We start from the raw sequence: 13,769 nt of genomic DNA, 5'->3' as shown, positions 1-13,769 counted from the left end.
AATTGTACTTATTTGAAAGTTTAAAGGCCGTTGCCCAAGAATATTTACCAGAGTCTCAAATCGAGACTCTGCGTGAAGCCTTTTTGGTCGCAAAAGAGGCTCATGAAGGTCAAAGTCGTTCAAGCGGCGAACCTTACATCATTCATCCAGTTGCGGTAGCCCGTATTCTGGCGGAAATGCACCTTGATAACGAAACCTTAATGGCGGCGTTATTACATGATGTAATAGAAGATACCGAGGTCACTAAAGAAGAGCTTGCTGCTCAATTTGGTGAAACGGTGGCTGAATTAGTCGATGGTGTCTCTAAACTCGATAAACTCAAATTCCGCGATCGTAAAGAAGCTCAAGCTGAAAACTTCCGTAAAATGATCTTAGCCATGGTGCAAGACATTCGCGTGATCTTAATTAAGCTGGCTGACCGCACCCACAATATGCGCACTCTTGGCGCATTACGCCCAGATAAACGTCGCCGTATCGCACGTGAAACGGTTGAGATTTTTTCCCCCCTTGCCCACCGTTTAGGTATCCACAATATAAAAACTGAACTTGAAGAACTCGGTTTTGAAGCTTTGTACCCTAATCGCTATCGCGTCTTGAAAGAAGTCGTCAAAGCAGCACGTGGCAATCGAAAAGAAATGATCCAACGAATTCACAGTGAACTTGAAGGCCGCTTACAAGAAGCAGGTTTACAAGTTCGTGTACTCGGACGAGAAAAAAACCTTTACTCTATCTACAATAAAATGCGAACTAAAGAGCAGCGTTTCCATACCATTATGGATATCTATGCTTTCCGTGTGATTGTTGATACCGCAGACACTTGCTACCGAGTATTAGGTCAAGTACATAACCTGTATAAGCCACGCCCAGGCCGTATGAAAGACTACATTGCGGTACCTAAGGCCAATGGCTATCAATCTTTACATACTTCAATGGTAGGCCCACACGGGGTGCCGGTTGAAGTACAGATCCGTACCGAAGATATGGATCAAATGGCTGATAAAGGTGTCGCTGCACACTGGTCTTATAAAGCCAATGGCGATAGCTCCGGCACCACTGCGCAAATTAAAGCACAGCGTTGGATGCAGAGCCTACTCGAATTACAACAAAGTGCGGGTAACTCGTTTGAGTTTATCGAGCACGTTAAGTCCGATTTATTCCCTGATGAGATTTTTGTCTTTACACCAAAAGGTCGCATCATTGAATTACCGGCAGGCGCAACCGCAGTTGACTTTGCCTATGCCGTACACACGGATGTCGGCAACACCTGTGTTGGTGCTCGTGTTGATCGTAATCCATACCCACTTAGCAAAGCTCTGAAGAATGGCCAAACCATTGAGATCATCAGTGCACCTGGGGCTCGCCCTAATGCCGCATGGCTCAACTATGTAGTAACTTCTCGCGCTCGTACTAAGATACGCCAAGTATTGAAGACCATGCGTCGTGATGAATCGGTGGCATTAGGTCGTCGCTTGCTCAACCACGCACTAGGCGATCTGTCTATCAGCGACATTAGTGAAGGCAACATTAAACATGTACTTTCCGATCTTAAACTGAAAACACTCGATGAGTTACTGGCAGCCATTGGTTTAGGTGAGCTTATGAGTATCGTGATTGCACGTCGACTACTCGGCGATGCTGACGAACTGACCGAAATGCCAGTACCTGAAGATGAAGCGAACGCTTCTAGCAACTCGAAGAAAAAGAAACTACCTATTCGTGGCGCAGAAGGTATTTTGCTCACTTATGCGAAATGCTGTCATCCAATTCCAGATGATCACATTATTGCGCATGTTTCACCGGGTCGTGGCCTAGTCATCCACCGTGAAACCTGTCCGAATGTTCGTGGCTATCAAAAAGAGCCTGAGCGTTATATGGCGGTTGAGTGGTCAAAAGATTTTGAACAAGAATTCATTACTGAGTTAAAAGTCGACATGCAGAACCGTCAGGGTGCACTAGCTGATTTAACGAATGTAGTCTCTTCTACTGGTTCAAACATTCATGGCATTGCGACAGAAGAACGTGATGGTCGCTTGTATACCATCACGCTATTATTGACGACCAAAGATCGAGTGCATCTTGCTGAAATTATGAGACGTATCCGTGTAATGCCACATGCATTAAAAGTACGTCGAGCGCGTAACTAGAGAGTTCGTTTCTCGAAAAAGCTTAATTTTTCGAGAAACGTATATACCCAAGTGACTTCATATTTTACATATTAGTACTTTCAAAAATCTTATCCGCGGAAGCGGTGACAAAGCCTTGATACAACTCTCCATCTTCTTGCTCAAATCGCTTAGCAAATTCATAAAATCCACCAGGGATCTCCAACTCACCATCGATAAATTCTACTTTTACCTTATCCGCTAAAGTAGAAGATTGCTGTAAACCAACCTCTTGACTGCCTTTAATATCCCCACCAGCATGATTCATTTCAAAGTGATGCCACACTAAGAAGTCATTCACTTGTTCAAGATCTAGAAAACCCGCTAGATGATTGACGCTCACAGTAAAATGATTCGCCCCAAAGCCATGTGCAGCAACCCAAGCTGCATATTCACTTTCTTGCGCTAGAGTTTGATAATCTTCTTTGCTGACACGCCAAGGCCGTCCTTGAGATAAGAACCGCACATCATCACTATATTGGCTTGGTAAATCATGAAGCAGCTTATTAACGATTTGGTTAAGCGTGTCAGAACATTGATCTAAGCATAATTCGCTAATAAATACTTTGGGAAATAATGGATCAGGATGTTGATAGTGTTGGGCGTACAACTTTTTCGCTTCAAAGTGGTACTCTCCGGCTGGTTGATAGCCAAGCTGTACAAAATGCTTAGCCAGTTGAGCTAATCCTAATTTACTGCCTGAAAAGGTTCGTAACGCAATATGGTCGTTGATTAATTTGTCGCTTTTTTGACTCAATAGTTTTTGAACTTTTGATGCCGAAGGACACAAACGTTTGACGTAATCTTGCCAAAGTTGTTCAAATAATTTTTCAACCGTTACCATGGCTTCCTCTCCAATAATCATGATTCAATTAACTATAGTTCAAGTTCTATACCCAAGTGACTATTATTTAAGGTATTAATAACTTTCTAAAAACTCACAAACCCCAGCGTTTTTATTGAGCTAATACTCTTAAGCTATCGCCAGTTTCCACTAATAATTGCTCTGCAACATCTGGTGCAAGATAAATCGTATTGCGTTCAGAATCGTAAGCAGCTTTTGCCAACGTCGCTCTAAATTCTTGTAGCTTCGTATTGGCAATAAGGTATTGCTGTGAAGAAGAATGAGTACGCACTTCCACTTTAGTTAGCAGCGATTGCTGTATCGAGTGAATACGCTCACGATCGCATTCAACCGTTGGTCCTGCGTCAAAAATATCGACATAACCACGGCAAGAAAACCCTTCTCGTTCCAGCAACTTTAATGCCGGAGCAGTTTGTTGATGAACCTTACCAATCACTGCTTGTGCTTCAGGACTAAGCAAATTGACATAAATCGGCAGCTTAGGCATTAAATCAGCGATAAACCCTTTACTACCAATACCGGTTAAGTAATCGGCCAATGTGAAATCAATCGAGAAAAAATGTTGCTTAAGCCATTGCCAAAATGGTGAGTTGCCTTGTGCATCACTAACACCACGCATTTCAGCAATAATAGTGTCAGAAAAACGTTCCGGAAATTGTGCCAACATTAAAAAACGACACTTAGATAATAATCGACCATTAAGGCCTTGGCGGTATTCTGGCCGTAAAAATAAAGTGCATAACTCGCTGCTGCCAGTGTAGTTATTACCAAGCGTCAGTACTTGTACTTCATTACGTACTTTCAGCCGATTTGAACTGTGGACGACTTTACTGATGTGATAACTATAAGCTGGCACATCCCAACCAATCGATGCTTCAATGCCAGTTGTACCAATAATTTCGTTGGTTTCACTATCGACCGCCACCATAAGATAACTTTCATCCTGACGTATAAATTGGCCGTCTTGTGATGATTTTAAAAAGCTTTGTTGTGAATTTTCAATACGGCGAGTCAGAATCTCTTGGTTAAGCGGTAAAGAAGTAAAACCATGACCGGACTCTTCAGCGCAACGATACAGCGCATCATAATCAGACAATTGAATCGGTCGAACGATGATCATATTGCCTCCTTCCTTTTCTTAAGGACACTGTTGTTAAGGGCAATAGCCTTAAAATATACCCAAGAACTTTAAGATGCAGAGTCCACTTGGGATAGAGTCTCCATAAATCATAGGGCAACCTGAGCTGCCCTAGTATTTGAATGGTAGAAAAAGATTAAACAAGTGAGGCGATGGCTTGATCGAGTTTCTCCAAACCTTGAGCGATTTCTTTTTGGGTTATCACTAAAGACGGCGTAAAACGCACTACGTTAGCGCCTGCTACTAATAGTAATAAGCCATGTTGACCTGCCGCGACTAAAATATCGCGCGCCCGCCCTTTCCACTCATCATTAAGTTCGGCACCAATCAGTAACCCTTTACCACGAATGTCTGCAAATAAGCCGTACTTATCGTTTAATCCAGATAAGCCTTGCTTGAGCCATTGCTCACGCTCAGCTACACCTTGTAGCACTGAGGGTTGACTAATGTGATTGACTACCGCTTCAGCGACCGCACATGCTAATGGGTTACCGCCATAGGTTGAGCCATGTACACCAGGTTTCATATGCTGCGCTAGTTCGGTTGTGGTAAGCATCGCACCAATTGGGAAACCACCACCAAGAGATTTTGCAGTAGATAGAATATCTGGCGTCACGCCAAGCTCTTGATAAGCATAAAAATGTCCAGTTCTGCCGTTACCCGTTTGCACTTCGTCAAAGATCAATAACGCATGGTGTTGATCACAAAGATCTCTCACCGCTTGTACAAATTCAGGATCTGGAGAAACGACACCACCCTCACCTTGCAAAGGCTCCATCATCACTGCACAGGTTTTATCAGATAAGTGCGCTTTTAATGCTTCAAGATCGTTATAAGGAATATGGGTAATACCGCCTGGTTTAGGGCCAAAACCATCGGAATAGGCAGGTTGACCACCAACGGTAACAGTGAAGAAGGTACGTCCATGAAAACCTTGGGTAAAGGCGATAATTTCACTTTTTTCTTCACCATGGGTTTCTTTTGCCCAGCGGCGAGCTAATTTCAGTGCTGCTTCATTTGCTTCTGCGCCAGAGTTGGCAAAAAATACTTTTTCAGCGAAACTAATTTCCGTCAGTTTCTTAGCTAAACGTAATGCCGGTTCATTAGTCATTACATTGCTCAAGTGCCAAATTTTATTGGCTTGCTCCATCAATGCTTCAACCATCACAGGGTGACAGTGACCAAGACAGCTCACCGCAATACCACCTGCGAAATCAATATACTCCTTACCTTGTTGATCCCAAACAACAGAACCTTGTCCGCGTACTGGAATCATTTCCATCGGGTTGTAACAAGGTACCATGACATCTTCAAACCAACTTCTTTGCACTTGCGTATCGACTGACATCCCTAATCCTCTTCGTTTATTCACCGACTACTAATTTAGCTAAGTAGATGAAACGCATCAATGACTTTTTATTTATTTTTTATAAATATTTATTCAAAAAAAAACAATAGGCCTGATAAAAGAAATTCAAGCATTCATGTTTATTCTTAGAGGATAGTGGAATTATAGAATAGGATAAAATCTAAATCGCAAGGTTGTGGAACAATTAACGTTTTTGTAACTTTTAGGCAGGATTTATCGCTGAAGAAAATTAGCTAAGATTTGATGACCACATTCGGTCTTGATCGACTCGGGGTGAAACTGCACAGCCTCTATCGGCAAGGTTTTATGCTGGTAACCCATAATTTCATCGAACTCACCGTTGGTCAATGTGGTCCATGCCGTTAATTCGAAACACTCAGGTAAGCTGCCCGTTTCAACGACTAAAGAATGATAACGAGTCACCGTTAAAGGATTAGGTAAACCACGAAATACACTTTGCCCGGTATGAACAACCGGCGATGTTTTGCCATGCATCACTTGCCTTGCTCTTACTACCTCACCTCCAAACACTTGTGCGATCGCTTGATGGCCTAAACAAACTCCTAATATTGGTAACTTGCCCGCAAAGTGCTCTATGGCTTGTAGAGAGATCCCCGCTTCATTTGGGGTACATGGCCCTGGAGATATCACTAAGTGGCTAGGATTAAGCGCTTCGATACCGGCGATATCAATTTCATCATTACGTATTACTTGCACTTTGGCCCCTAACTCACAAAAGTATTGGTAGAGGTTGTAAGTGAAGGAATCGTAATTATCAATAATCAGCAGCATTTTAAGTTCTTAATACCAAATCAGAAGTGGCTATTCTGCAATAGCGACAAATAAAGGCAAGCTTCTCACACGATAAAGTGAATAAATTTTCCCATTACAAGATGATTTCGTTCATAAAAACACCATCATTTTTATTCAAACACGTGTTTGACTCCACATTATTTTCATCTCTAAACCAACACTTAGTGATAAATATGTTAATAATACGTAATTAATTATATCCAGAGTAATTAAAGCTGCAGTGAGGCGAATAAGCATCGTCAACCAAACTGCCACTTAAAATACAACGGATATATACTAGTCTAAATAAGTAAGTGGTCTAAATACCCTCAGTAAGGAAGGCTTCAATGAGCAACTGGCAATCTATTTTACAACACCAAAATCTTGTTCAATTTATTGAAAGCACTTGTGTAAGTGCCCCAGAAAAACAAGCTTACCAGTGCTTAGGAAAAGGCCATAGTTATGCTGAAATTGAACAACTTTCTACGTACTTTGCTCAGTGGATACAACACGAAAGTGACTTACAACCGGGCGATCGAATTGCAATCCAACTACCCAACTTAACTCAATATCCAATCGTCGCTTATGGTGCACTTAAAGCGGGTTTAATCATCGTCAATACGAACCCTCTATATACACCAAGAGAAATGCATCATCAATTCAATGACTCTGGTGCTAAAGCTTTAATTATTCTCGAAGATCTACTACCAAAATATGAAGCTATCAAAGATAAAATTGGCATTGAACAAGTCATTGTCACCAGAGCAGCCGATTTATTAAAAGTTACCGAACCCACTCACCAATACTTCGACTTAATGTCACTACTTGAGCAAGGAAAGTCACTACCTGAGCAACTGCCGATTCAAGCTAAACCCGATGATATTGCGGTATTACAATATACAGGGGGCACAACCGGAGTCGCAAAAGGTGCCAGCCTTACCCACGCAAATATACTGACCAATGCATCTCAAATGGCACAGCGACTGGAGCAACTCCCTCCATTAGACGGTGGAAGCTTTATTTGTCCGCTGCCTCTTTACCATATTTATGCATTCACCGTTAATATGGTCGCACTATTTGGTTTAGGCGTAACCAATACTTTAATTCCAAACCCAAGAGACATTGCAGGCTTTGTTGAAACACTGAAATCGACACCATTTATTGGAATGTCAGGCATCAACACCCTCTTTGTTGGTTTATGCCAACATCCTGAATTTAAAGATTTAGATTTTTCAAACTTTAAACTAACAATATCTGGTGGCTCAGCATTAAATAGCTCAACCTTTAATTTATGGAAAAAGGTTACTGGTTGTACCATCACCGAAGGTTGGGGATTGTCTGAAACCTCTCCTGTTCTCACTTTAAATGAGTTTGGTCAGCAGCAACCTGGTAGCGTAGGCACTCCTCTTGGTGACACCGATATACAAGTGTGGAATGAAGACAATCAACCATTACCACAAGGTGAAGTGGGTGAATTAGTTATTAAAGGCCCACAAGTAATGAAAGGTTATTGGAACCGCCCTGAAGATACCGAAAAGAGCATTATTAATGGTTACTTTCTAACTGGAGATGTTGGGCTTATTCTGCCAAACGGTGCCATTCAAATCGTCGATAGAATGAAAGATATGATCATAGTATCGGGGTTTAATGTTTACCCAAATGAAATTGAAGAAGTCTTATGCCAGCACCCAGAAATAATTGAAGCAGCCGTTGTTGGAGAGGAAGATGAAAAAACCGGAGAAAAAGTGGTTGCTCACCTAGTCACGACACTAGACAGTGAACTCACAGAAAAAGATATTGAGACTTATTGTCGCGAAAACTTAGCGGCCTATAAGGTTCCACGCAAAATTTTATTCCTTAAAGAGTTACCAAAATCAACCGTCGGTAAAGTACTGCGTCGAGAATTACGTACGGCATAGTAAAAGCAAAAATCGATAAAAACAAAAAACCGCTGAAAGTATCATTTCAGCGGTTATTTATTGATATACCTATATCTGAGGTGCTGTTTAACCGCGAGGCACAAAACCTACCGCTTGATAAGCTTTGGCTAAAGTCACAGCAGCTTTTGCTGAGGCTTTTTCTGCGCCGACTTTCATCACTTCATTCATGTAAGCACGATCTTCGCGAATGCGTTTATATTCAGATTGAATCGGCTCAAGCATAGCAACAACTGCTTCACCTACATCTTTCTTAAATGGACCATACATCTCAACGCCGGCATATTGCGCTTCAATTTCTTGATAGGTTTTACCCGTTGCAGCCGAATACAGCCCCATCAAGTTTGAAATACCTGCTTTGCTTTCTACATCATGTGCAATACGTGGTGGTGTTTCTGCATCCGTTTGCGCTTTATTGATCTTCTTCAGAATCGACTTGGGATCTTCTAAAATGGTAATAACATTTTTACGGTTATCATCCGATTTAGACATTTTCTTCGTCGCATCTTGCAAGCTCATTACGCGAGCATTTACTTGTGGAATGTATGGCTCTGGAATTTGGAAAATTGGATTTTCAGGACTATACACATTATTAAAGCGAGTCGCGATATCACGGGCTAGCTCTAGATGCTGCTTCTGATCATTACCAACAGGGACTTGGTGAGCACCATACAACAAAATATCCGCCGCCATTAATACTGGGTACGCAAAAAGCCCAGCATTGACATCATTGGCGTAACGCTGTGATTTATCCTTGAACTGAGTCATACGATTCAATTCGCCCATTTGGGTATAACAGTTAAGAAGCCAACCTAGTTGAGCATGTTCCGGTACATGTGACTGGACAAATAACGTGCTCTTCTTAGGATCAACACCAACCGCAAGACATACTGCTAATGCATCTAATGTCGCTTCATACAGAGCTTTAGGATCTTGACGAACCGTAATTGCATGAAGATCAACAACGCAGTATTGGCAATCATAGTCATCTTGCATTTGTTGCCATTGACGTAGAGCACCCAAGTAGTTACCAATACTTAGTTCACCAGATGGTTGAACACCACTTAATACTATGGGTTTGCTCATGTTTCTTTTCCCTTACTGTCGCCCCAATTAATACTCATTATCGAATATTGGGCTGAAATTAAAAATAATAATGCCTGCTCTCACATCCTCTGGAATGTGAGATAAACAGGCATTTCAGTTTACTGATCTAAGTCGGTTTGACTAGCGTTTTATCAAGTTAATTGATCGAATCATCGCAATTATTGAGAAACACTAAGCACATCTAGTAGTTCCGCAATATTGTCGGCAACATACTCTGGCGCAGAATCAGAAATCGGCTCACCGTGATTGTAGCCATAGGTCAGAGCAAAACTATGACAGCCGGCATTTTTCGCGGCTAATACATCATTTTTTGAATCACCAACCATCAACATTTGTTGAGCGCTCACTTGATGCTTATCTAGTAACCAATTGAGTGCCATAGGATCGGGCTTTTTATTGGGGAAATCATCACCGCCAATCACATCAACAAATAAATCGGCAATGCCATGCTGTTGCAAGATATCAGGAACAAAAGCGGAAGGCTTATTCGTGACAATTGCCATTTTGTAGCCCGCTTGATGTAAGGCTTTCAATGTCGACGTCACATTAGAATATAAATGACTTAATTGATGGCCACCTTGGTGATAATACTCATCAAAACGTACACGCGCTTGCTTCAACAGATCTAAATCTAAGGACTCATCAACCTTAATGTTTTGACTTAATGCACGACCAATTAGTATGTCTGCACCATTACCGACCCAATCTCGAACTTGTTCTTCCGTTACCGATGGAAAATCTAAGCTTTGTACTGCTTGATCGGCTGCAACCGCCAGATCAGGTACGCTATCAAGTAACGTTCCATCTAAATCAAATGCGATTAATTGAATATCTTGTAGGGTCATCACAGTTTCCATTTACAACAAACTTCCATTCAGAAACAAAAAAGAGGCTTGAGTGTATCTCAAGCCTCTTTTGATATCGACCACTAGTTACCTAAGGGCATTTATACCCAAAGTAATTGGAGTTACAGTGAGGCAACAAGTGAAAGAGGCCTCAGAGCATAGCTAGTCTATGTGATTGGGGCGAATGAACGCCGTTAACAAAGCTGTAGCTTCAAGTACAAAGGGTATAGAGTTTATTTTGCTTTCGCTAACTCTTCGCGCATTTGGTCAATTACTTGCTTGTAGTCTGGTTGATTAAAAATAGCTGAACCTGCCACGAACATATCTGCACCCGCTTCAGCAATTTCTCGGATATTATCCACTTTCACACCACCATCAATTTCAAGACGAATATTACGACCACTCGCATCAATACGCTTACGGACTTCACGTAGTTTATCTAAGGTAGACGGAATGAAAGATTGACCACCAAAACCTGGGTTCACTGACATCAACAAAATCATATCAACTTTATCCATGATGTAGTCTAGATGATGAAGTGGCGTCGCTGGGTTAAAGACAACACCTGCCTGGCAACCGTGTTCTTTAATTAATTGCAAAGTACGATCAACGTGCTCAGAAGCTTCAATATGAAAAGTAATCATTGACGCACCCGCTTTAGCAAACTCAGGCACAATACTATCGACGGGTTTCACCATTAAGTGAACATCAATAGGCGCAGTTATTCCGTAGTCACGCAACGCTTTACAGATTGGCGCACCAAAAGTCAGGTTAGGCACATAGTGATTGTCCATCACATCAAAGTGAACAACATCAGCACCCGCGGCCAATACTCTTTCGACGTCTTCGCCTAAACGAGCAAAATCAGCAGAGAGGATGGATGGTGCGATCAGAAAGTCTTTCATGGCTAACTCCGAGTATGGCCTAAATCAATGGGATGAAATTGGCGCAAGTTTACCCAAGCAAACGTTTATATACAAGATAAGTGGGGAGTTACGAGTCAGTAGTCACGATATTTATTTCGGTTCTCGTTGCTAGAGCGCTTCGCTTCTCGTATTACGAAAAAGATTCAAGCCGAGAAACGAGAAACGAGAAACGAGAAACAAAATTTATTCCTTCGCTTCAAACAACGCTAATAATTCATCAACCTTGTTACGGCCAGCGCCATTGCGGCTGATAGTGCGCTTTACTTTAACCACATTCAACTGAGCTCCCTTATATAGGCGGCGAGTTAATGCGGTGTCGTGATTGGAAATCAATACTGGGATATCGCGTTGTACTGCGGTGTGTTCTGCAATACTTGCCAATTTTGCTTGGTCGTCTAATGAAAAGCCATTACCCGCGTAAGAAGTAAAGTTACTTGCTTGGGCTAAAGGGGCATAAGGAGGATCGCAATACACAACACAACCTTTGCGCGCTCGAGCAAAAGTCTGTGGGTAACCTTCACAAACAAACGTTGCTTTTTTTGCTTTTTCAGCAAAATTCAACATTTCATTTTCTGGAAAGTAGGGTTTTTTATAAGAACCAAAAGGCACATTGAAACCACCTTTTTTGTTATAACGACATAAGCCATTAAAACCAAATCGATTCATATATAGAAAAGCAAGGGAACGGAAAAAAGTATCTTGACTCTGGTTGAAGTCAGCGCGTACGCCTAGGTAAATTTCTTTACGGTTATATTCAGGTGTGAAAAAGCGCTGCGCCTCTTGAATAAACAAGTCCGGTTGCTGTTTTAATAAGTTATACAGATTAATTAAGTCTGGATTGATATCGGCCAATAGATATTGGTCATAGTCGGTATTCAAAAATACCGAACCTGCTCCGACGAAAGGTTCAACTAGCTTTCTACCTTCTGGTAGGTGACGTTGAATATCTTCAACTAAACCGTATTTACCGCCTGCCCATTTGAGGAAAGCTCGCTGCTTCTTCATTTATTTTACTACTCACCGACCACAAGTGTTTTCACCAACCCATCGAAATTGTTGATGGGCTGGGGAATGTAACATATTTCCGCGCTAGGGTCTGCGCTATTTCACCCGTTCAATTTCTTGATGAACTTGAGCTATCGATTTCGGCCATGGTTGTTCTTTTTGTAGCGCTAATGATAGTTCTTGGGCTGCTTCTCGAGTTTCCTTGATGCTAGCAAAATCTTGGTAAGTCACAATATACCAAGGTTGCTGATTGCGTAACGTACGGTAAACTCGAACTTGCCCATCTAAACCATACATCTTAATGAAGCTAACCGCTTCGTCTTGTTTGGTTACTGCCGCTAATTGCAACGTATATCGTTCTGCTGGTAACGCTAATAACGCCTCATCGGCTAACGTAAGCTGATCGCCTTTCAATGAGCTGTTCGTCTTTTGAACCGATGAAGCTTGAGCGGATATCACCTCATCATTGGAAACTTTGGCATCTTTCGGTGAATCGCCATCAAGTAATGCATCGACAACCTTGGAAGGAACCACAACACGCTTTTGTTCAGAATCAGACTCATCTCCTACCGTTAACGTTTTATCGGTTACCGCCTGCGGTAGAGTGTCGTCTTCTTGAGTTTGATCGGCATCTAATGTCGATTGCGTACCTGATGTTGTATCACTTGCTGAACTAACTTGATTCGGTAGCGTATCTTGCTTAGCTTCATCTTGCCCAATGATATCGGTTTCCGTTTGCTGATCTTGAACTCGAGCCTGATAGCTAGTCCACCAAGACCAACCACCTAATGCCAATAAAATAATAATTAAAGCAATCAATGATCGCTTAACCCAACATACTACTGGCTTTTTATGCGAGTCAGATAATGCTAATAAATTAGCAGGGTAATTCACTACAGACTGTGCCGCACGATGAATGGCTTGTTTTTTCTTGTCAGAGTCAATGTGGGATACTGGAATGACTAATTGCTCGATAAAATCCGTCGCTTCGCTATCAGTTAACGGTAAGATGGTTATATGCTTAAATTCTGGTTTCGGATCGGTATTTAATGATGATTCATCAATCTCATTAGGCTTTGCAAACAGAATAACGCTGATTTGCCATAATGGGTTTTGTTGCGCGGCTAATACTAGTTGTGCGAGTTCATCAAGTAAGTGTTCCGCCAACAAGTTTGCGTCATCAACGATAATCGTTGCTTTGCACTCTTGATCTTTACGAAATACCGACAAACTCTCAAGTAACGTTTCTTCGCCAGTACAAAAACTATCAGACAATAGCTGACCAAGTAATACACTACGTTGTTGCTCCGCCGTTTGAGTCGATAAGCAAATTAGAAAAGATAATGTCTGAATTTTTTTATCGGTATTAAGGAAGCGTTGCGCAAGCCACGATTTACCAGAACCTTTCTCTCCTTCAACGTATATTACGTTAGAATCAAGGCGAGTAAACATTTGCAAACCATCAAGAATATCGGTTTGCGATTCCAATTGCACCATGTGTGCACCATCATGAGTCATGCTCATTACTAGCCTCTTAAATACGTCAAAATAGGAATGCTCTATAAATAGCATGCTATCAACTAAAAAATGTTAAAAAAACACAATAAGTTAATAGTTTATGAA

General features: G+C 41.6%; 11 protein-coding genes. 2 read left to right on the top strand and 9 right to left on the bottom strand.

All coding sequences use genetic code 11. The features are described 5' to 3' along the window. The first annotated feature begins 2 nt into the window (after nt 1-2). Entirely contained in the window at nt 3-2,144 is a 2,142-nt protein-coding gene (gene spoT / locus QQJ93_RS08880) for a bifunctional GTP diphosphokinase/guanosine-3',5'-bis pyrophosphate 3'-pyrophosphohydrolase (RefSeq protein WP_089124946.1), read from the top strand. A 64-nt stretch (nt 2,145-2,208) separates the two neighbouring features. On the opposite strand, the gene QQJ93_RS08875 is transcribed toward spoT, so the two are convergent. From QQJ93_RS08875 to QQJ93_RS08860, 4 genes are all read right to left on the bottom strand, one after another. Further along, on the bottom strand, nt 2,209-3,006 hold the full coding sequence (locus tag QQJ93_RS08875) for a DUF1338 domain-containing protein (RefSeq protein ID WP_089124947.1): 798 nt from the start codon (nt 3,004-3,006) through the stop codon (nt 2,209-2,211). A gap of 112 nt (nt 3,007-3,118) precedes the next feature. Then, entirely contained in the window at nt 3,119-4,147 is a 1,029-nt protein-coding gene (gene astA / locus QQJ93_RS08870; protein WP_089124948.1) for an arginine N-succinyltransferase, read from the bottom strand. A gap of 154 nt (nt 4,148-4,301) precedes the next feature. Beyond that, entirely contained in the window at nt 4,302-5,513 is a 1,212-nt protein-coding gene (locus QQJ93_RS08865) for an aspartate aminotransferase family protein (protein WP_089124949.1), read from the bottom strand. A gap of 234 nt (nt 5,514-5,747) precedes the next feature. Next, nucleotides 5,748-6,326: an aminodeoxychorismate/anthranilate synthase component II gene (locus tag QQJ93_RS08860; RefSeq protein WP_089124950.1), complete on the bottom strand. Its 579-nt coding sequence runs from the start codon at nt 6,324-6,326 to the stop codon at nt 5,748-5,750. 347 nt (nt 6,327-6,673) lie between these two features. Between QQJ93_RS08860 and QQJ93_RS08855 the strand changes: the two genes are divergently transcribed. Then, nucleotides 6,674-8,245, top strand: coding sequence for an AMP-binding protein (locus QQJ93_RS08855; protein WP_089124951.1), 1,572 nt, complete (start codon nt 6,674-6,676; stop codon nt 8,243-8,245). Nucleotides 8,246-8,332: 87 nt separating this feature from the next. Here the strand turns inward: QQJ93_RS08855 and trpS are convergent, their stop codons facing one another. The 5 genes from trpS to QQJ93_RS08830 all read right to left on the bottom strand — a co-directional run bounded on the left by trpS (nt 8,333) and on the right by QQJ93_RS08830 (nt 13,670). Continuing rightward, entirely contained in the window at nt 8,333-9,349 is a 1,017-nt protein-coding gene (gene trpS / locus QQJ93_RS08850; RefSeq protein WP_089124952.1) for a tryptophan--tRNA ligase, read from the bottom strand. A gap of 179 nt (nt 9,350-9,528) precedes the next feature. Beyond that, nucleotides 9,529-10,215, bottom strand: coding sequence for a phosphoglycolate phosphatase (locus QQJ93_RS08845; protein WP_089125047.1), 687 nt, complete (start codon nt 10,213-10,215; stop codon nt 9,529-9,531). Between the two features lie 233 nt (nt 10,216-10,448). Beyond that, nucleotides 10,449-11,120 carry a ribulose-phosphate 3-epimerase gene (rpe, locus tag QQJ93_RS08840; protein ID WP_089124953.1) on the bottom strand — a complete coding sequence of 224 codons (672 nt, stop codon included), beginning with the start codon at nt 11,118-11,120 and terminating at the stop codon, nt 10,449-10,451. Nucleotides 11,121-11,324: 204 nt separating this feature from the next. Next, complete coding sequence (locus QQJ93_RS08835) at nt 11,325-12,146, bottom strand: Dam family site-specific DNA-(adenine-N6)-methyltransferase (protein WP_089124954.1); 822 nt, start codon at nt 12,144-12,146, stop codon at nt 11,325-11,327. 96 nt (nt 12,147-12,242) lie between these two features. Then, nucleotides 12,243-13,670 carry an AAA family ATPase gene (locus tag QQJ93_RS08830; RefSeq protein ID WP_160117461.1) on the bottom strand — a complete coding sequence of 476 codons (1,428 nt, stop codon included), beginning with the start codon at nt 13,668-13,670 and terminating at the stop codon, nt 12,243-12,245. Nucleotides 13,671-13,769: the final 99 nt, after the last annotated feature.

It is taken from the genome of Vibrio algivorus (assembly GCF_030161215.1).
Taxonomy (GTDB): domain Bacteria; phylum Pseudomonadota; class Gammaproteobacteria; order Enterobacterales; family Vibrionaceae; genus Vibrio; species Vibrio algivorus.
Note: the sequence above shows the minus strand (reverse complement) of the source record. Positions and strands in the feature narration are given on the sequence as shown.